At 62.0% G+C, this 20,500-nt stretch carries 11 protein-coding genes; 5 read left to right on the plus strand and 6 right to left on the minus strand.

Going from position 1 to position 20,500, the window contains the following annotated elements:
- The first annotated feature begins 175 nt into the window (after nucleotides 1-175).
- Together EZE58_RS04655 and EZE58_RS04660 are read left to right on the plus strand one after the other, a co-directional pair.
- Entirely contained in the window at nucleotides 176-2,836 is a 2,661-nt protein-coding gene (locus EZE58_RS04655) for a PD-(D/E)XK nuclease family protein (protein WP_167559965.1), read from the plus strand.
- Nucleotides 2,833-6,246: a UvrD-helicase domain-containing protein gene (locus EZE58_RS04660; RefSeq protein WP_167559967.1), complete on the plus strand. Its 3,414-nt coding sequence runs from the start codon at nucleotides 2,833-2,835 to the stop codon at nucleotides 6,244-6,246. The genes EZE58_RS04655 and EZE58_RS04660 overlap by 4 nt, the downstream gene beginning before the upstream one ends.
- Here EZE58_RS04660 and EZE58_RS04665 read toward each other — a convergent pair.
- From EZE58_RS04665 to EZE58_RS04680, 4 genes are all read right to left on the minus strand, one after another.
- Nucleotides 6,230-6,952: a hypothetical protein gene (locus EZE58_RS04665; protein WP_167559969.1), complete on the minus strand. Its 723-nt coding sequence runs from the start codon at nucleotides 6,950-6,952 to the stop codon at nucleotides 6,230-6,232. The genes EZE58_RS04660 and EZE58_RS04665 overlap by 17 nt on opposite strands.
- 54 nt (nucleotides 6,953-7,006) lie before the next feature.
- On the minus strand, nucleotides 7,007-8,155 hold the full coding sequence (locus EZE58_RS04670) for a DUF3320 domain-containing protein (protein WP_167559971.1): 1,149 nt from the start codon (nucleotides 8,153-8,155) through the stop codon (nucleotides 7,007-7,009).
- Nucleotides 8,156-8,229: 74 nt separating this feature from the next.
- Nucleotides 8,230-9,033 (minus strand): hypothetical protein, encoded by an 804-nt coding sequence (locus EZE58_RS04675; RefSeq protein ID WP_167559973.1) that lies wholly within the window; start codon nucleotides 9,031-9,033, stop codon nucleotides 8,230-8,232.
- The gene (locus EZE58_RS04680) at nucleotides 9,026-10,531 is read right to left on the minus strand and encodes an ADP-ribosylglycohydrolase family protein (protein WP_167559975.1); all 1,506 of its coding nucleotides are present in this window, start codon (nucleotides 10,529-10,531) and stop codon (nucleotides 9,026-9,028) included. The genes EZE58_RS04675 and EZE58_RS04680 overlap by 8 nt, the downstream gene beginning before the upstream one ends.
- 117 nt (nucleotides 10,532-10,648) lie before the next feature.
- Here EZE58_RS04680 and EZE58_RS04685 point away from each other — a divergent pair, with 117 nt between their 5' ends.
- Nucleotides 10,649-11,269 carry an NUDIX hydrolase gene (locus tag EZE58_RS04685; RefSeq protein WP_167559977.1) on the plus strand — a complete coding sequence of 207 codons (621 nt, stop codon included), beginning with the start codon at nucleotides 10,649-10,651 and terminating at the stop codon, nucleotides 11,267-11,269.
- 16 nt (nucleotides 11,270-11,285) lie between these two features.
- Here the strand turns inward: EZE58_RS04685 and EZE58_RS04690 are convergent, their stop codons facing one another.
- Complete coding sequence (locus EZE58_RS04690; protein ID WP_240941145.1) at nucleotides 11,286-12,836, minus strand: SIR2 family protein; 1,551 nt, start codon at nucleotides 12,834-12,836, stop codon at nucleotides 11,286-11,288.
- A 438-nt stretch (nucleotides 12,837-13,274) separates the two neighbouring features.
- Between EZE58_RS04690 and EZE58_RS04695 the strand changes: the two genes are divergently transcribed.
- A complete protein-coding gene (locus EZE58_RS04695) occupies nucleotides 13,275-16,265 on the plus strand; it encodes a helicase-related protein (protein WP_346773170.1) in 2,991 nt (996 codons plus the stop codon).
- Nucleotide 16,266: 1 nt separating this feature from the next.
- The gene (locus EZE58_RS04700) at nucleotides 16,267-19,713 is read left to right on the plus strand and encodes a class I SAM-dependent DNA methyltransferase (protein WP_167559981.1); all 3,447 of its coding nucleotides are present in this window, start codon (nucleotides 16,267-16,269) and stop codon (nucleotides 19,711-19,713) included.
- Here the strand turns inward: EZE58_RS04700 and EZE58_RS04705 are convergent.
- Nucleotides 19,701-20,500: ISL3 family transposase (locus EZE58_RS04705; RefSeq protein WP_167559983.1), on the minus strand; the 800-nt coding region annotated here is incomplete at its 5' end. The genes EZE58_RS04700 and EZE58_RS04705 overlap by 13 nt on opposite strands.

Raw genomic sequence — 20,500 nt, forward strand, 5'->3', positions numbered from 1 at the left:
GATGCGCATAGTCTTCGGGTGGAACCTCGACCAGTCTCCGTGGATGCCGGGCAGCGGCGGCGGGACAACGGTGGTCACCGGGCCGCTGGGGCTGTTGGGAGTTCTCCAGACCAGGTTGGGCACGACTCGACCCGCGGCAACACGGCCCACACGGATCGCCCAATACCGCTCGCTGATGCAAGAGGCGAACAACCCCTGGTACCGGGCATCCTTCGAGGTCGACCCGTGGAACACCGCCGCCTACATGCTCCGCTTGCGTGACGATGCGATCGAAGCCGGATGGACTCCCCGGGCCGCGACCACTTCCCAGCCGCGCCTGGACGCAATCGCTGACGTCGAATCGCTTGTCAGACTTGAAGCGAGCTCAAATCAGCCCATGACACTTGCGCCAGGCCGAGCCGACGACCTGCGCGAAGTCTTGGAGCTTCTCCGTGAGTCCGGCAGTACTTGGCCGCTCGGAATCACAGCCATCGAACTCCGCGATGACAGATCAGCGCTTCCCCAGATTTGGCAGGACATCCTGGTTGCTCTGGAGACTGCTGGAGTCACCGTCGGTGAAGCCTCGTCCGTGGACTCCATTCCAGCGACGTTCACCGTCGTTCGTGGCGTTGAGCAGTGGTCGATCGCCGAGGCAGCAGCCCGTTGGCTCGCCAACACTTCCGATCCGGACCGCCTGTGCATCGTGGCGGGTGGCCCGACGGCGACCCTTGACGAGGAACTCAAGCGTCGCGGCCTGCCGAGCATCGGAATGCCATCCGCATCAGCGAAGAGCCCGGCCTCGCAACTGCTCTCTGCGTTCCTCAGCGCGGTCCTCCCGCCCACAGACGTTCGCCGAGTCGCCGAACTCCTTTCCTTCGAGATCGGAATGAGGCCCGACTCGTCGTTCCCGATTCGCCTCGTCCCCAACCGGGTCGCCACGACCCTGCTCACTGCTCTGACCCAGGAACCAGGTGTTTCCGGTGATCCCGAATCCGCATGGATGTCCGCCATGGACGTCCTCAACAACCCGGAACCCGACCCGGCAGCCCGTGAGCTCGACAAGTACCTCAGAACGGCACCTCCCTTGATCTCCGATGACCAGGTCGACCTGAGCAGCCTGGAACCAGCCCTGACCTGGCTGAGCGCACGACTTCTGGCACTGCGCCATGGACTGCCGTCGACCTCTGCGGAATCAGCGAAGCAGCTTGCGGATGTTCAGTCGTTCCTGGCAGACGCGTCGGGACACGTCGATTCTGTTCGCGCAGCCCTCGCCGAGCTCGATGCGGACGTCATCCGTGTCAGAGAGCTTTTCGACATCGTCGACAGCTGCGCGCCGGCACCGCCGTCAGCAACGACCGGAACACAGGCCGCCCAGTGGACCGTCGTGACCGACCCCGCGCAGATCCCAACCGGAACCGACACCGTGCTGTGGTGGTCTGCCCATCGCAGCGCAGGAGCTGAAGCCGAGCTCTGGGATCCTGCCGAAACCACAGCTTTGGCGCACGCTGGTGCGATCGTGTCCTCGGCCGCAGCCCGGGAGAGTCTGCACCAAGCCGCAACCCTCCGAGCGCTTCGCGGCCCGACCACTCTCATCAGCTTCGTTCCTGAACGCATCAACGGCACTGAGGTCTCCCTCAATCCCAGCCTCACCCGCCTCGCCGAGGTGATGGCCGCCGAAGCACCTGAGCGCTTCGGAACCAGAGCAGTCGATGGTGTCTTCGACCATCCGACGGTGTCCCGGCCGGTTCATCGTCTGACCGAGGGCAACCAGTGGCAGCTCAACTCGGCCGTCACCACCACCGCCGAGGTGAAGTCCGAAGGCGCCATCCCACCGACCACCGTGTCTCGGGAGATCCACGGCGACTTCGTCCATCTGCTGCCTGACCGGTTGTCCTTCACGCAGATCGAGCGGCTTCTCAGCGATCCCTTGGCCTGGACCTTGGAGAAGGGCATCGGTCTCGAACGAGGATTCGTCTCCGAAGTGCCTACCGGGAATCGCATGATCGGCACGTTCGTCCACGCTGTGGTCGAGCGGTTGGTGCGCCATGGCGAAGCCACCGGCATCACAACGCCTACAACTGCAGAGATACGCACGGCTTTCGACGATCTCGCCCCACGGTTCGCCGCCGAGCTGCTGCTGCCGGGTTCAAGCGCCCGCACAGAATCGATCCGCGCCACGACGGTCGGGTCTCTCACACAGATGTTCGCAAGCCTGAGGCAGAGAGGGATCACGCTCACCGCCGCCGAGACAGAATTCAGTCACCCGTGGACGCTGAGCCTCAACGGCGTTACGAAGACGGTGGACCTCATAGGTCTGCGCGACCTCGATGGCGAGCTCGCCGATGGACGCCCCGCAGTGATCGACCTCAAGTGGGCAAATTCCGCCGGGAGGTTCCGGACGATGGTCGACGATGGGGAAGCAGTGCAGTTGAGCATCTATACCCACAAGCCAGACAGTTCTGAAGCGCAAGGTGCGCTCACCGCTTACTACCTCCTCAAACAGGGAAGATTCGTCTCCGCGGATTCCGGCCTCGATCCAGACTTCACAGGCGGTGGAATCAGCGATGACGATGAAGCCGAGGGCAGCCTTGGCGGAAATCCTGCAGCACTGTGGCCGAGGATTCAGCGTGCGGTCGAGCACGCACTCGGTCGGATTGCCTCCGGCCGTTTCGACGCCCCGATCGCCGACGCTTATGCGCAGCTGCATCTGACTCCGGGTGAGTCGTCGAAAGCACTCACTGATCGGTTGAAAGAGCTGCGAGCCGGGGCGATCGACGAAGGTCTGCTCTTCGTGGACAAACCCCAGGCATACAGCGAATTCAACCTCATCTACGGCATCGCGGGGGACCACTCATGAGTATCAGCGTCATCACCGCCTCGGCGGGGTCGGGAAAGACCTATCGGCTCACCGAAGTCCTGTCGGAGAAACTCGCCGGCTCCGAGGATGGCACCGGAGTCAAAGCCAGTGAGGTCATCGCCACGACATTCACCGTTCGAGCGGCTGCTGACCTTGTCGACAAGACTCAGCGACGGCTCCTCGACGACGGCAACACGGTCGCTGCGGAAGAGATCGCCACAGCTCTCATCGGCACCGTCAATTCGGTGGCAGGACGCATCGTCACGGACTACGCCATCGATGCCGGGTACTCTCCGCAGCTCCGCGTTCTCGATGAGACTGAACAGGCGGAAGTCTTCAACGCCGCCCTTGACGACGTCATCGCGGAAGCGCAGGTCACCCATCGCGACCTGCTCATGCGCACGGGGCACAACGGTTCCCCGGGCGAACCCACTGGCTTCGGTCAGGGACCGGAAGTCTTGTCCGACCTGGTCAAGGACGTCGTCGTGGCGGCGAGAACGAATCGCATCGACGTCGCGGAACTGCAACGATCCGCAGCTGCCTCCCGCGAACTCTTCCTCGAGTCTCTTCCGGCTCCCCGTGCCGACCATCGTCAGGAGTGGCGAGACCTGCTGGCACGCGATACCGACGGGCTGCGAGCCGCACTGCGCCACGCCCAGGGTGAGACGCTCGATTCAGATGGAGAACCACGGATCACCGTATCGCCTCGCAGTGCTGCCAATGTCGAGGGCAGCATCATCACGCTCGATCGCTTCCTTCGTGAGCTCGATTCCAGCGCCGAGGAGGTCGAGCCGTTTCCGACCATCGCATGGTCGACGTGGGCGAAGGCTGCCGACATGAAGTTCCCAACGGCCCCCGGGGGAAAGCCGTTGGGAACGATTCCGAAGCAGCTGCTCATGTCCTCGAGCGCGAAAATGGTGGGGGAGGAGCTGCTCGCCAATGGAGCGTTTCACCGCGATGTCAGTGCACTCATCGACCTGGTCATCTCAACGGCGATCACGGCTCTCGACGCATACGAGGAGTACAAGGATCGTTTGGGGGTGATGGACTTCGTCGATCAGGAAGTCCGTGCTCTTGAGCTGCTCGAGACGAACGATCGGGTTCGACGGTCGATCTCCTCGCGCTACCGTCTGCTCGCCGTGGACGAGTTCCAGGACTCCTCACCCATTCAGCTGGCGATCTTCATGGAACTCGCCGAGCTCGTCGATGAAGTCATCTGGGTCGGCGATCGCAAGCAGTCGATCTACGGTTTCCGGGGCGCCGACCCCGAGCTGATGAACCGGGTCTTCGACGCTCTAACCGACGGCACAACCGATCTCGGCAAGGCGACACGAGAGAACCTTAGTCAGTCGTGGCGATCAAGTGAGCCACCGTTGGAACTGTCGAACACGATATTCCGTTCTGTGTTCAGACATGACGAAGTCGATGACATCGTTCTGACCGTTCCACCGGCTCGAGACCATCTGCGTTCGTACGGAGGTCGTGAACTGTGGGTGCCCGACACCGACAAGGGCAAAGACACAGCGGCGGACTCGCGCATGGTCAAAACGATCGCCCAAGGCGTGGTCGACTTCCTCGGCCGGGCACCTCAGCTCCCGGACCGGTCGGTGGAAGCGGGCGACGTCGCGATCCTCGTGCGCACCAACTCGCAAGTCGACCGTGTGGTCGGTGAGCTCAAGGCTCGGGGGATCCCGGCGGTGGGGTCGACGACCAACCTGCTCGAGACCAGGGAAGGGCAGTTCGTCGCCGCTGGCCTGTCGGCCCTCGTCGACGAGAATGACGGGGTAGCGCTCGTCGAACTCGTCACGCTGATGACCGATCACGGCAGTCACGATTCGTGGTTCGACGAGGCCGTGCACATCAGCGATCCCGATGAACGTCGGGCACATGTGCGCACGTGGTGGGACGATCCCTCGTTGGCTGCGCTCGCCGCCTTGCGTCCGCGTGCCGCTCAGTGCACCCCGGTGGATCTTCTGCACGAAGTCATCGATGCGCTCGACCTGCCGCAGAGAATCAAGGCCTGGTCGTCGCCCGAATCCCGATTGGGAACACTGGACGCCCTCAGTCAGATCGCCGTCGAGTTCGACGATGCGGCCCAGCAGACCCGGAGCCCCAGTACACCAGCGGGACTGCTCAGACATCTCGCCGAGGCTGCTGCACAGCACGAACAATCGACCGCGCAAGGGGCCGTCCTCGTCACCACGATGCACCAGTCGAAGGGCCTGCAATGGCCTGTCGTCATCACCGGAATCCCGATCGCCAAGACATTTGATCATCGTGTTGTGAATGTGGCGACCGACGGGGAGTTCGACGCGCTCCACCCGGTGGCAAATCGAACTCTCCGACTCTTGCCTCGAGTGCTCAAAGGCTTCGGTCCGCTCAGAGAAGCACTGGGACGGTGCGATGTAGTCCGCGAGGGAGCTGAGGCCGAAGACCGCGAGACGGCCCGTCTGCTCTACGTCGCCCTCACCCGAGCGGAGTCGCACAGCATCATGGCCTTCGGCTATCCCGACGGTGCGAACAACATACTCAACGCCTCAATGGGCACGGATCTCTTGTCGTGGGACGTACCGCAGAGCTCGACCGAAACGACTGTGTCGGCGGCCGATGTGGGGGAAATGCGGATCGCGGATCTGCGCGTTCGGGACGAGGACCCTGAATCGCCGAGGTGGACGACCCTTCGCACCCGGATCTGTGCCTACTCACTGCCGGACGAGGTCGGAGAGTCCAACAGGGGTGAAGAGCGTCGATCTTTCTATGCCCGATCCGATATCCCCCGGCGGCGACCCGACGACAGCACTGTGGAACGGGTGCCCGCGCACTTCACTGCGAGCGGCGTCGACTCCACAGGGATGGACGCGCAGCTGACTGAGATCGCCGATCTCGGCAGTCCATTGGTGGAACGGGGAGGGCAGAACTGGGATCGCGTCGGGGATGCCGTGCACGCGTACCTCGGTCTTCCTCTGGATTCGCTCGACCCCGCGAGTCTGCAAGCGGCAGCTGAGCGGATCACCAGTCGATGGGGAGCCGAGGGGGCGATTTCGGCCGAGACGTTGATGGAGCTCGGTCGCCGCTGGATTGGGTGGTTGGAGTCGGAGTTTCCCGGCGCCGAGGTGCTCACCGAGCAGCCGATCGCATGGCGCAATGATGCGGGACAGGTGATGGAAGGCTGGATCGACACCCGAGTGGTACTGGCCTCCGGCGGACACGTCCTCATCGACCACAAGTCGTACCCGGGCGTCGACCCTTTCGAACATATTCGGGACAACTACCTGGGTCAGCTCAAGGTCTACGGTGAGGCGCTGGCGGCCACTACGGGCGCTGCTCCTGCGCGGACACTGGTTCACCTACCTCTGTTGGGATCGGTGGTCGAGGTGAGTGGGCTGTCTATAGTTACTTCTGGCCAGTGATGAGCTGTCTGACCTCGAGGGAGGCTTTGAGGATGCCACGGTGCTCGGCGTCATAGATGGTCATCACGCTCATCGGTCGGGCATCGGGACGATGGAGCATCCCGTTCTCCTGCAGGAGGGCCAGACAACGACCGTCTCTCAGTACGCCCCAGAAGCATGCTTGCCGATTGTCGGGGTTCGCATCGTCGTTCAACGCTGATCTGGCAGAGGGAATCTGGGCGAAATAGTTCGGGTCCCAATCCCAGTCCATACCGCTCGAGTCGAATTGCGCATTGTGAGCTTCCCAATTCTCAGGTTCGTTCAAGGCGAAGAGAAGGAGCTGGTAGATCACGCGGAAGATCAGCGTTTTCGGAGTAGTTACAGGGGTCTGCTGCGGCACGGACAGGCCCACTGCAGCTTCGAGGAACAATGGCAGCTTTCGTCGGTTGCGCTGGTTGGTTTCGGACGACCACTCCATCGGCAGCCTGAGCTCCCACAAGTCTGCATCGAAGTTCGGTGCGATTCCGCTGTGGATGTGTATGCGGCCCTTGCGGTTGAGATCAATATGTACCGGACCAGTCGCCCCGCGGGGGCCAAGGATCGTCAGGCAGTCGTACTGTCCTCCTCCGGGGTGGGTCTCGAACAAGTCGAATTCCGGGTGTCGGCGGAGGAACTCGGACGCTACCCACCAGGACTGCAGGTAGATCAGTCGGTCGTCAACGTTCACGTTTCGTCCTTTCCCGGAATGGCGGGGTCGACCTGAGTTAGCTCATATCTGGTCTCAACCCCGGCCTGATCGCCCCGCAGGATTCCACGCGACTTCCGAGTCAAAGGCCAAACGTCCGCTGGTGCCAGCGAGATCGTATCCAGCTTCCAAATGCTTGAGGAATGCTTTCGATCGACGTCTGCGACCGAATGTCGCGAGAACCTGTGCATCGAATTCAGACCGTGCTATCCGACCGTTCTGCTCCGCAACTTCGATAGCGGCATTGCCGACTTCCCGGGGACTGATCTCGGTGAATGGGCGATCGACGGTGCCATCGTTCGGGCGGAACTCCGACCAGTTCTCAGGGTCGATGTCTGAAGGCCAGAGGAACTTCGCCTTGTCGATATGGAAGCCCGACACCGATGCCTGGTAGATGATCTTCTTCTTTCGGGCGGGGGCAGTCCTCTCCATCCCGAACGATCGCAGCACGAGAGTGGCGAGTCGGTCGTCGAGAATCGGTCCCTCCGCGTCGACGATCTCCGCGATGAGTGCCCGCACCCGTTCTTTCGCCCACTTCTTCGGCAGAGCGTCAAGGACGCTGCGATCTCCGATGACCGTGACCGTCCACGGTTCGAACGGCAAACGGTCGTTGCCCAACAGGGGTGTGTCCGGGTTCGTTCGGTGGGTCATCGAGTCCGCTGGAACGATCGTGGGGTCAGCATCGTCAGGCGACTCGGCGACACGTTCAGCGTCGCGGCGGACGGACTCGTCCGAGCCCGGCAGCTTCAACGCTGAAGTGAGCTCGAGGAGAGCCATGCGCCTGATCTCTTCGGCACGATCCCGACCTGAGGAATCGTCGATGAAGGAGAACAGCCGGAAAGCTGTGTCGGCGGCACGGAAGACATCGAACCAGTCACTCGACTCATTGTGTGCCCAACGGTTGCGTGTGACTCGAAGTTCGCTCGCCAGCGTCGAAATCTGACGGGTGGGGTCGGAGAACGGATACTGGAACGGACCCAGACGCTCGGTCATGACGCGTAATTGTGCCTGCAAGTCGGTGGGCGAGTAGGTCTTCGGCATCTTTCCCTTGGCGCGGTCGAGTTCTGTGAGCAGAACAGGCCATTCGACACCGCCGAGGAGCGGATTGAGCACTGATTCGATGTAGGCCGGCAGTCGGGATGAGAGGAGGTCGACAACTGTGCCGAGAACTGCGTTTGTGGACACGCGTATTTCCTTCGCATTGAGGCAGTGGACCAGGTGTTGAGTCAAAGTTACGTCATCTCGACGACCGACTGCTGTCACGAGACGATGTCCCACTCGTCGAACAGTTCACCCCAGTCCTCAGGTCCGTCGATGTCGAAGCGGGGGAAGGCGAACTGGCCGAGTTTGTGGAAGGGGACGGCGGAACCGTCATGCTTCGTTGCCGTGTCGTAGGCGGCCACGCCGGAGTCGAGGAATGGCGAGAGAAGGGCATCGTCGTCCTCGCGCAGGCGCCACGATTCGCTCGTGAAATCACAGCCGATCCACTTGGCGTCGACTCGTTTCAGGGTCCGTCCACCCGGACCGAAATGGTACAGACCGATCGTCGTCACATCAGAGTCGTTCCGGAAGACCAATCCGAGCCGATTGGTCAGCACTGGGTCGAAGTCGAGACCGAATCTGGCTCGACGCTTCGTCTCAAGCTCGGCCATCACCACACGGGCCCCATCGTCGAAGGAGGCGACGGCGATTCCGACTGGAATCGCCTTCCGGTAGTCCTCGAACGTCGCAGCAGTGAGCGTGAGCACCGTGAGCCTGCTGCCTTCGGGCCCATACATCCAGATGATCGAACCGTCGTCGCTCCCGCGAATGCTGACGGAGTCGGTCATGATCGTGCGGCCGAAAGCGGTGCCGTCTTGGAAGACGAGGTGATCTCCGACCTGTTCGAGCCTGTACCCCCAGCGCCATTCGGAGGTATCCGGGGAGTGGACCTTGAACGGTCCCCGAGCGAGGTAGTCGTCGTCTGTGCGGAAGCTGGCGTCGAGATCGTACTTCGAGCCCATATTGGTGATGACGAAGTTGCCGGCCTCCTCCTCGCCGGCGATCAAGGGTTCATCAGACATCTGAGAACCTTTCCTCGGCAATGCGACGGATCGCCGAACTGAAGGCGGAGTTGGGACGGGCATCGGGCAGGGCACTGACGACGTCACGCACCGCTGCCTCGGCGCTCATTCCCAAGTGCCGCACGGAATACAGGGCACCGACCGTAGGAGTTCGACTATGGGCCTGGACACAGTGAACGAGCACGGTCTTTCCTTCACCCCTCAACTCCGCCACCATGTCGGCCGCCTCGGTGAGGACGAAATCGAGATGCTGATTGTCGTCAGGGTCATCCGAATCGATCAGCCAGACGGCGACCCGATCCTCTCGGGGAACGGAATCGGGAATCTGCCTGCGGCCGATCCGACACAGGGAGACGACAGCGTCGACGTCCTCCGGGAGCCTGTCGAGGACGCCGAACCCGCCCAGATAGACGCCGCTGTCATGAGGGTGTCGAACGCAGGTTTCAGTTCTCCGCCAGCCTGAATAGTCGAGGCGATCGATCGCTGGCCACGCGCGTAGATCAGCCGCTCCCGTCTCGGACCATATGCGTTGGGCGGTCACCGCATGTTCGACCAGTTCTTCCGACCGCCACCCTGGCCACCCGTGAATCCGTCGCTTCCAACCCAACGGAATCGCGCTCACCCCGTAAGCGGCACCGATCAGGCCGCCGGCGATGGCGGCGACGGTATCGGTGTCTCCGCCGCCTCGCACCGCCATCTGCAAGGCTCGACGGACGTGGTCAGGATCGTTCGCGGCACGGTCCCCGGAGTGCACGATCGCCGACCACGCACCCTGCAGGGCCTGGACGACCCAGCCGTTCTTAGTGAAATGCTCGGGCCGGAAACTCTCTGCCTCCTCGATCCTGGATTCCCACAGAGCAAAGAGCTCGCCTTGCCCGGACTCAGATACGCTCGCACGCAGTCCGACCCGAACGTCGAGTTCCCCTGTATCGACTGCATGCCCGATCGCGGCTGACCAGATGGCGCAGGCGGTGGTCGCATCGTCGTGCGGGTGGGTGAGCTTGCTCTGACCGGCGGCAGTGACCGCAATGTAGCGGAGGTCCTGCCCCACCAGTCCGTAAGGGGCGGTGCGCATGAGTGAGCCGTTCCCGGCTGCATTGGGATGCTGGCGTTGATATTTCTTGGCAGCCGCGCCAGCGGCGGAATCAAGTTCGTAGAAGTCGCCATTGGAAGCGAGCTTAGCCTCGCTGAGGACCGCGGATGTCTGGGTGCCGACGTCTTTGGCGTCCTCCATCCACTCGATCCACCGTTTCACCGCAGAGCGCAGCTTGTAGCCCCGTGGGCGTTCACCTGACGCGATGAGCTCGAGCAGGGGAATCGCCATGGACGTGTCATCGGTCCACTCGCCGGGTTCCCAACCGAAAGCACCGCCGCCCTTCATCTCCACGGGCATGTCCGCAGAATAGGGGCCACCGAATTCGTAGGCGGCGCCTAGGGCGTCGCCGCAGGCCAGTCCTACCATCACGCCGGCAGCGCGGTCCAAGCGTCCAGTTCTCATCGTCAACCGTCCTTCGTTCTCACAGTCGAGGTGGTGCGTTCGCGTTCTCGAACGCCCAGTTAGAGCGAAAGTGCGCTAACTGATGACAGATTAGCGCAGAGTTGCTTTAATGTAAACATGGCTGACTGGACCGATGAACACGGCAAGCGACTCACCGACTATCCGCGGCCGTCGGTGGCTGTCGATACCGCGGTACTCACGGTGAAGGATGATGTTCTGGGTGTTGCTGTCGTTGAGAGAGATGGCCGACGGCGGCTGCCAGGCACCTTTCTTCACGACGGAGAGCTTCTCGCCGAGGCGGTGGAGCGGTCACTGCACCAGCGCGTGGGCTTGAGGGGAGTGGCTCCACGTCAGCTGCGGACCTTCGATGCGATCGATCGTGATGATCGGGGCCGAGTCCTGTCCGTCGCACACATGATCGCGCTGCCGGAGGCGCAGCTGACCGATATCGATGTCATCCCCGTCGATTCGGCCGTCGGCTTGGCGTTCGACCACGACATCATCATCGCCGAGGCGGTGGGGGCTTTGCGGGAGGCGTATTCCGAGCGTCCGGATCCGGGGCGGCTGCTGGGAGATGCCTTCACCGTGCTCGATCTGCACCGGCTGCACTCTGCTGTCGACAAAGGCACGGCTCAGAAGGACACGTTCCGGCGCGCAATGGTGCCGCATCTGGAAAGCACCGGGCGTTTGGAGCACGGCACGGTGGGGAAGCCGGCCCAGCTCTATCGCCACCGGTGAGATCGGTTCGAGCTTCTCAGCCCGACTGGCCGAATCCGCGAATGGCTTCAACTGCTGCGTCGATCGACGGGTCATCCGCGTCGTCTCTCAGAGCATGCAATTGCGAGATGATGTCTTTGAGACGGCGCTCGGACGGTGTGAGTTGTGAAGCGTACGCAGGGTCCAAGAGGTATTCACGACTGTCGGTCGAGAGCATGAGCAGATAGTCGAGGAAGATCTCAAGCACCCGACCAGCCATGGCGATATCGGTGCCTTCTGGGGTCATCGGCTGGAGTGTGATCTTGTTCTTCCACGCTTTGCGTTCCAACGAGTCGTCGCTGAGTGTCAATGCCAGGGCCCGTCGTGCGATGGACTCCGGTGACATCTGTCGAACGTCGTGGAGGATCTGATGGAAGTGGTCGTCTCCGAGGCCGAATCCGATGAATACCAGGCGTTTCGTGACGAGGCTGGCTTTGACGAGGGCTGCGAGGACGTTCCGGTTGGCGTCGAAGCCGAGGTAGTCGGTGCGGGTGAGCACGATCGTTGACTCGTCCGCGACATTGCCGTGCATCTTCAGCAGCCAACGGTGGGCATCGGGTGCTTCGTCTCCTGGTATGACGGCGCACGGTTGACCTGCGTCATTGCTGGCGATCTCGAAGAGCTCGTCGTAGTTGAGTGTGATCGCCTGCTCGAGGGGGAGGTTGGCGATGAGCGTCGGAGCGAGTCCGTACGATTGCCTGTTCACGAGTTTTGCGACGGTTGCATTGAATGACTCGGTACTGTCGTACAGATTTTTGAGGATCTCGGCCTGATCGAGCACGTTCTTCTTCGCGAGGCTGGTCTTCTCCGCCACAGTCAGCTGCCTAGCGACCGCCGAGGATAGGTCGGCGACAAGACTCTCCCATGATGGGGCGCCAGCAGACATACTGATTCCCGCGCCGAGGAATGGTACGACGTTGCCGGCGAGGCAGTCGTGAGCGAGCTCTTCGGCTGCAGCGCGAACTGCAGGGCTGAGTTCCGACCAGCGCTCCTGTCGGTCACCCCGTCGAATTCGTTGCGCGAGACCGATCTGCGAGGCATCGCGAACCACAATGACAATGTCGACGCCGCGGCGGTGTGCGGCCAGTTCGGCAGCCTCGATCACGGTTCGGATGAGGTCCCCGATGACTCCAGCGCCGCCACCTCCGCCCGAGCCGATGATCGGCATGGCGAGCAATGGGAGAGGGCGTTTCGTTGTCACCTCAAGCGCAGCCAGTGTTTCGACCGCGACTCGTGCGAAGTCGTCGATGATGCCGACGAACTCTGCGGTCTCGGTGAAGCCGAAGATCGGTACGGCTGTGAAGATCGGCAGGGGAGTGAGTGAGTTCCAGGACGCTGGCGCCGATGCATGGACTTTGCCGTAGCGGAATCGCCGATCGTCGAATTCTGCGATCGCGCGTTGGAGGGCGTCATTGCCTTTGGTCCAGTGCGGGAGGACGTTGAGAGTCCGGTCTGTTGACACCATCCAGGCGTCGCAGGCGACGTGGGTGAGATCGCCCCTGGTGACGAAGACGTGGGGAGTGGTGTGCGCGCTGGAATTCTCGGACATGACGGTCACAGGTCCATTATGAATGGAAGAAGCCCGTGTCCGGTGTCAAGTGCCGCAATCGCCTGAGAACGTTGGACACGCAACGCACCTCGACAGTTGGCAACTATCCGGACAGTCGCAACGCTGCGCGCGGCGAGTTCGCGCTGGCTGCGACGGTACGATCCGGCTCGTTGTTCGACGTTCGTCGATGATGCCCAGGGTCGCCAACGAATATCGTGCAGCTCCACGTTAGTATGACCTGTGTAGTGTCCGACTTCCCACGAGGTAGATGCAATGATGTCTTCGCAGTCCGCTTTTCAGCAACCCGAGAGCGACATCAGCCCTGGTCGGGACCACCGTGACGAAAACCAGAACCTGCATAGATCGGATTCGGCAAGTGCGAATCTCGCTCCGGGCTCCGTCGTCGAGATCCGAGACGAGGAGTGGCTCGTCACCGGGGTGCAGACGGTCTATGAACGCGCTCACCACCAAGAGGTCAACCCGACCAAGCCCGTGCAGCGCATCGAGGTCCAAGGGCTCTCCGAGCTCGTCCGCGACACCAGCGCCGTCTTCTTCGACTCGATCGACACCGTCATCCCCGTCGACCCGAGGCACGCGCCTCTCATCAACGACCCCAGCTCCGGCTATCGGGATGCGAAGCTCTGGCTTGAGGCCACATTGATGAAGACGGCGGTGCCTGTTGAAGACACCAACCTCACTGTCAGCGACGGAATGCTCATCGATGCCAAGGACTACCAGCGAACGCCGGTGCGCAAGATCCTCGATCCGGACAACCTGCGCCCGCGGATTCTGCTTGCCGACGCTGTCGGCCTCGGCAAGACGATCGAGATCGGGTTGATCCTCGCTGAACTCATCAAACGCGGCCGTGCCGATCGCATCCTGGTTGTCACTCCCAAGCACGTGCTCGAACAGATGCAGCACGAGATGTGGACGAAGTTCGCCATCCCCTTCGTCCGTCTCGATTCGCAGGGCATCCAGCGGATCCGGCAGAAGCTGCCGGCGACCCGCAACCCCTTCACCTACTTCAAACGCGTCATCATCTCGATCGACACTCTGAAGTCGGATCGTTATCTCGCGCATCTGCGCAAGCATCAGTGGGATGCCGTCGTCATCGACGAATCCCACAACGTCACGAACACCAGTTCGCTCAACCACCGCCTCGCGGACACGCTGGCGAAGAACACGGACGCGCTCATTCTCGCCAGTGCCACCCCGCACAACGGCAAGAAGGAGTCGTTCGCCGAACTCATCCGGCTCCTCGAGCCGACGGCGGTCAAGCCCAATGGGGACCTTGATGAGGACGCTGTCCAGAAGCTCATTGTGCGACGACACCGGTACTCCGAGGATGTGAAGAAGGAAGTCGGCGCCGACTGGGCTGAACGCAAGGAGCCGCAAGCTCGCGTCGCCCTGGCCAGCCCCGAAGAGAACGTCGTCGCCGAGGAGCTCGACCAGATCTGGCTCCATCCGAACGGCTCGAGCCCGTACTCGGGCAAGACCAGCCTCTTCCCATGGACGCTCGCCAAGGCCTTCCTTTCGAGTCCGGAAGCACTCATCGAAACGATTGACAACCGCCTCCGGTCTCTCAGAGTCACGTTCGACGGCGGTGACGAGTCAGCAGAGAAGACGACGGAAGAACCTCAGGTAACCAGCGTCCACAGGGGTCACGACCAACCCCAACTTAATCCGATCGACCGCGAAGTCCGCGCATTGGGCCGCCTCCGCGAGTACGCGACGGGGAGCCTCGAAGCAGTTGCGCACAACCGCGCCGCGAAACTCCCTCAGACAGGTAAGTACGGGGCACTGCTCGACTACCTCCGCGAGATAGACATCAATCCCAAGAAGGACAATCGGGTCGTCGTCTTCGCTGAACGCGTCGCGACTCTCCATTCGCTGCAGTCGAACCTTCAGAAGGATCTCGGTCTCAACGCGGAGCAGGTTACCGTCCTCCACGGTGGCCTCTCCGACATCGAGCAGCAGAATGTCGTCGAATCGTTCAAAAAGAAGAGTTCGCCCATCCGCGTGCTCGTCACCGGTGATGTCGCATCGGAAGGCGTCAACCTCCACTCCCAGTGCCATGAACTCGTCCACTACGACATCCCGTGGTCACTCATCCGCATCGAGCAGCGCAACGGGCGCATCGACCGCTATGGTCAGTGCGAGCAGCCCCAAATCACCACGCTCGTCCTCCAACCTGACAATGACCGATTCTCCGGCGATATTCGTGTCCTCAAGAAACTCATCGAGAAGGAGAACGAAGCCCACAAAGCGCTCGGTGACGCAGCCGCGCTCATGGGCAAATACACTGCCGAGGCAGAAGAGGACGCCATCAAGCAGGCCCTGGCGAAAGGCCGGGATATCGACGAGGTCGTCACCGACGTTGCCGAGGCGTCCCAAGCTGACCCTCTGTTCGCCTTCATGCTCCAAGCCGGGACTCCGGACAGCTCCGCCGACCACACGCCAGCGGCACCAGAATCACACACCGAACCCGTTCGCCGAGCCACAGGTCTCGCGCTCTACTCTGCCCCGGTCGACTTCCTCTACGATGGCTTGGCCATGGTGTACCGCGGCCACCCGGAGCAACGTCCCTCCAGGGACGGAAGTGGGGGAGTGAGTTGGACCAACCACCGGCGAGAATCCATCGCCGAGCTCGTGCCGCCTCGCGACATGTGGAGCCGCCTGGACTCACTGCCTCAGACCTATCTGAAAGAACGCGGCGTCGAGTCGAACTTCAAGCTCGCTACTTCGAAGGCCCGCGGTACGGCCCTCGTCGACGCCGCTCGCAACTCCACCGACCCGAACAACGACTCGCTGTGGCCCGAGGCTCACTACCTCGGCCCCCTCCACCCGGTCCTCCAGTGGACCGCCGACCGAGCACTGTCCCGGGTCCCCGTACGCGGCGGCATCTACATCGTTCGCGCCGACGTCGCCGCTCCGACCGTCGTCGTCCACGCCGGGCTCACGAACCAACGCGGACAGATGGTCTCGAGCGTCTTCCGGACGGTGACGTTCCCAAGTGGTCCAGACTTCGGGATGATCGGCGAATATGAGAGCGCCGAGGCGATCATCGCCGATCTCGGACTCCGTTCCAAGCTGACCAACCCGGGACCGGTCGATCTCCACGTCTATCAGCCACTGGTCCCCGCAGCCGTCGACGCGGTCGCTAGCAGCATCGACAGTGTGATCGAATCCGGAAAGCACCGCATCGAAGAGCGAATCAGCTCTTGGTACGCGCGAAATCACAAGTGGCAGCAGGGGGCCATCGACCTCACACAGGGCGCATCGCTCAAACGTCGCTCGCAGACCGTCACCGAGGAAGAAACGCTCATCGAGACCATGCAGCCCAACCGCAGTCTGCTCCGCCCGCTGCTCGTCGCCGTTTCCATCGACACCGACGTGTACTCGACCGCCCCGACCGCAGAGGAGAAGTGACATGGACGAACTGAGAGTGGTCCAGGATTTCGTCAGTGACGACTACTTCACCTCCGATTCGACGAAGGAATCGTTTAAGGCCAAGGCGCTCGACCTGCGCAAGCAGTGGGAACAGGAGGCCACGACGGCCGAGGCGGAAGGTTGGTCGCTCGTCACGCCACTGAGCGGATGGTCGGGGTCTCGTCAGAGCCTGCAGAAGCAGCTGGTGTCCATCACCGAGGGACCAACGGATGGTCGCAGTCTGAGCGATGATGACGCGACCGCAGTCCTCGACTTCTACCGCGAACTCCTCACTCGCCTCGGGTATGGGCGTGGATACGACATCACCATCGGCCGCAATCACGACGGGACTGAGGCGCCATACCGCGAGGTCAGAGGCACCGCGACGAGCCCGGATTCGAGCCCACTGCTCATCGTCTTCGCCGCGCCCGTTGACGACATCGGCGATCTACTCGACAAGGACGAACCCACTCTTCTCCGTCCGATCATCCAGCAGGCGAGTGAGACGAGCGAGAAGCTTGATCGCACGTATTCGGTCGCTCGCTATCTCTCGCAACGGTTCGTCGACGACACCCCGCCGACATTTGCACTCGTCCTCGCCGGTTCCACGATGCTGCTCACAGCAGCCGATCGATGGCAGGAAGGCCGCTACCTCGCGATCGACCTCGAACTACTCTTCGAACGCAACGACACCAAACGTGGCGGAGCGGTCGATCGGTTCCTCGCATGTACCAGCGCCTTGGCGCTCGCCCCCAACGCCGAGGGCACCACATGGTTCTCCAGCGTGCTCGAGGACTCGGTCAAACACACCGAGAAGGTCTCCGAGGATCTGCGTGAGGCCGTCCGGTCCTCCATCGAGATCATCGCCAACGATGTCGTCATGCGCCGTCGCAAGAAGGGCCTCGACCCCTTGCCCGCCTACGAGGCTCAGGAGCTCGCGAAACAGTCGCTGCGTTACCTCTACCGGATCCTCTTCGTCCTCTTCGCCGAAGCGTCGCCTGAGCTGCAGGTCGTCCCCGTCGGAGCGACGGAGTACGAAGCCGGCTACAGCCTCGATCGTCTCCGTGATCTCGCACTTGTCGACATCCCCACTCGGGGCGATGGCACCCATCTGTACCAGTCCCTCCATGTCCTCTTCACTCAGATCCAGAACGGACACAACGACCTCCGTCTCAACGACGTGATTGACACCGGAGATTCCGATGATGAGATGAGCGATGGGCTCACCTTTCACCCGCTTGAAGCCGATTTATTTTCTTCTGAGGCCACGGAACTGATCGATGATGTTTCGCTGAGTAACGAAGCTCTGAGAGTCGTGCTTAAGCAACTTCTGTGGGGTAAAGAAAAGCCCGGGAAGGAGTTAGGTGCCATCTCCTACGCGGAGCTTGGAATCAACCAGCTCGGGCGGGTGTACGAGGGGCTGATGTCGTACACGGGCTTCTTCGCAGAGACCGACCTGTATGAAGTTGCGCCTAAGGGAGACTCTCGCAAAGGGAGCTGGGTGGTGCCGACCGACAGGGCAGATCACATAGACGCCGAGGACTTCGTCCGCGAGGAGAATCCGCTCACCGGAGAGCGGACGGCCGTCATCCACACACGGGGAAGCTTCGTCTTCCGGCTGTCGGGCCGCGACCGGCAGCAGTCGGCGTCGTATTATACGCCCGAGGTGCTCACCCGCTTCACCGTCTCCCAGGCACTCGCCGAACTCCTCACCGAGGATATGTCAGCCGACGACATTCTTAGCCTGACGGTGTGCGAGCCGGCTCTGGGCTCTGGCGCGTTCGCGCTCGAAGCGGTCAACCAACTTGCTGCTGAGTACCTCAAGCGCAAGCAGGATGAGCTCGACCTACGGATCGATCCCGCAACATATGCGCAGGAGCTGCAGAAGGCCAAGGCCTATATTGCTCTCCACAATGTCTACGGCGTGGACCTCAACTCCACGGCAGTTGAGCTCGCCGAGATCTCACTGTGGCTCGACACGATGGTCGCGGGTCTCTCCGCACCATGGTTCGGGCTCCGTCTCAAGCGCGGTAACTCCCTCATTGGGGCCCGGCGGTCCGTCTACTCGCGGTCAACTGTCAAGGACAAGACCTGGCTTAAGTCAACTCCAGAGAAGACGACTGCCGAGTCGCGGGATCCTCAGAGCATCTATCAGTTCTTGCTACCCGCCGAAGGGTGGGGAACAGCAGCCGACGCCAAAGAAGGCAAAGCTCTCGCCCCAGACGCAGTGAAGAAGCTGAAAGACTGGCGCAAGACGATGCGCGTCAAGCTCGGCGACACGAAATCGAATCCCCAGATCGCACGACTCGTCGGACTGTCGAAGCAAGTCGACGCCTTGTGGGCCATTGCGCTCAAGCGACTGAACATCGCCGAGGCGGAATCGCGGCGGAGCATCGACGTGTGGGGCCTGGACGAGGTGACTCGAGGTACGACGATCACTCGCGCCGAGATCGAGACCAAACTTGCCGACGAAAACGGAGCCTACCGACGCCTGCGGCGCATCATGGATGCGTGGTGCTCTCTATGGTTCTGGCCGCTGACCGAAACCCAGATCGCGCCACCCACCATCGACCAGTGGATCGACGCGTGTGAACGACTGCTGGGCAAACCTGTTGAAGACTCGAAGAAGCACGCAGCGGCGCGAGACGCCGGCCAGGGGACTATCCTCGACGAGGCGAACTGGGCCCAACTCAATGACTTTGAAGACAATCAGCGAGTCTTCTCGGGTGCGGCCTCGACGGTCGAAGAAGTCTTGGAGGTCCATCCGTGGCTGACCGTTACCGAATCGATCGCGGGACAGCAGGGCTTCTTCCACTGGGAGCTGGACTTCGCGACGATCTTCGAGGAAGGCGGTTTCAATCTCCAGCTTGGGAACCCACCGTGGGTGCGTCCCCGCGGCGACGTCGACGCCCTTATGGCCGAGGGGGACCCGTGGTGGCAACTGGTGCACAAACCCTCCGAACCCGTCAAGAAAGAGATGCGCGAGAAGACTCTGCAACTCCCTGGTATGAGGGACTTTGTCCTCGACGGTTCGACTGAAGTCGTGTGCACGGCGGAATTCGTAGGTGACGTAACAACCTATCCACTCATCTCAGGGACACAGCCTGATCTGTACCGCAGCTTCATGGAAGTGGCGTGGTCGCACATGTGTGGCAAATCTATTGTCGGGTTAATACATCTTGAATCTCATTTCACGGACGATAAGGCGCTGAACCTTAGGCGCGAAACTTATCACTATCTTAGAAGGCACTGGCAATTTGTAAATACGTATGGACTCTTTGAAATTCAGAGAGAAAAGATATTTGGTGTCAATATATACGGGCCGCGAACTCGGGCCCCTCATTTCCTGACGGCGTCCTCGATTTTTCGACCCGAGACGATTGAGCGATCTCTATTACATAATGGCGAAGGGGTCGAGCCGGGGATTAAAGAGGCTCATCGCAGTTGAGGGTGTAGTCGGGGTCTGAATCCGCCGGCCTCGAGTAGAGATCGGGCGATGTAGTGGGTGAGGTTGCGGAAGCCGAGGGCGGAGCCGCGGAGGTGTTCGAGTCGGCCGTTGATGGCCTCTGTCGGCCCGTTCGAGGTCCCGGGCCGGTCGAAGAAGGCGAGCACGTCTGCGGCGCGCTGCTTCAGCGTCCGGCCGAGTGTGCGGATCTCGACCAGCGCGTCTGGGACGCCGCTGGCGACCGACTCGATGACCGCTCGCATCCTCTGCTTGCCCGTGGTCTTGTTGGGCTCGCGGTAGGCGGCGACCATCCGCTGGTAGATGCCCCAGGTCGCTTCGACCTGGACGTGCTCGTCTGCCGCGAATACCGTGTCCAGCCGGGCGCGCTGGGTGTCGGTGAGCAGGTCCGCGCCGGTCTGCAGGGTCCGCCGCGCCCGGTAGAGCGGGTCCCCGGCCCGGCCCCGGTGCCCGAGGGTGTGCTGCTGGACGCGCTGCCGGCACCGGTCCAGTCCCTCACCTGCCAGACGGATGACGTGGAACGGATCCATGACCGGTACTGCGGTGGGTAGCTCTTCGGCGGCAGCGGTCTTGAACCCGGTGAACCCGTCCATCGCGACGACCTCCACCCCGTCCCGCCACGCCCGAGGACGATCGGCCAGCCACTGCTTGAACACGGCCTTCGACCGGCCCGCGACCATGTCCAGCAGCCGCGCGGGCCCGGACTTGTTCCGGGCCGGGGTGAGGTCGATGATCACGGTCACGTACTTGTCGCCGTGGCGCGTGTGACGCC

This window comes from Brevibacterium sp. LS14 (genome assembly GCF_012027885.1).
Taxonomy (GTDB): Bacteria; Actinomycetota; Actinomycetes; order Actinomycetales; family Brevibacteriaceae; genus Brevibacterium; species Brevibacterium casei.

Bases quoted from the DNA above. Each gene is read 5' to 3' on its own strand.
- EZE58_RS04655 (WP_167559965.1), top strand. From the start codon at position 176: ATGCAAGAGGCGAACAACCCCTGGTACCGGGCATCCTTCGAGGTCGAC.
- EZE58_RS04660 (WP_167559967.1), top strand. From the start codon at position 2,833: ATGAGTATCAGCGTCATCACCGCCTCGGCGGGGTCGGGAAAGACCTAT.
- EZE58_RS04675 (WP_167559973.1), bottom strand. From the start codon at position 9,033: ATGTCTGATGAACCCTTGATCGCCGGCGAGGAGGAGGCCGGCAACTTC.
- EZE58_RS04680 (WP_167559975.1), bottom strand. From the start codon at position 10,531: ATGAGAACTGGACGCTTGGACCGCGCTGCCGGCGTGATGGTAGGACTG.
- EZE58_RS04685 (WP_167559977.1), top strand. From the start codon at position 10,649: ATGGCTGACTGGACCGATGAACACGGCAAGCGACTCACCGACTATCCG.
- EZE58_RS04690 (WP_240941145.1), bottom strand. From the start codon at position 12,836: ATGTCCGAGAATTCCAGCGCGCACACCACTCCCCACGTCTTCGTCACC.
- EZE58_RS04700 (WP_167559981.1), top strand. From the start codon at position 16,267: ATGGACGAACTGAGAGTGGTCCAGGATTTCGTCAGTGACGACTACTTC.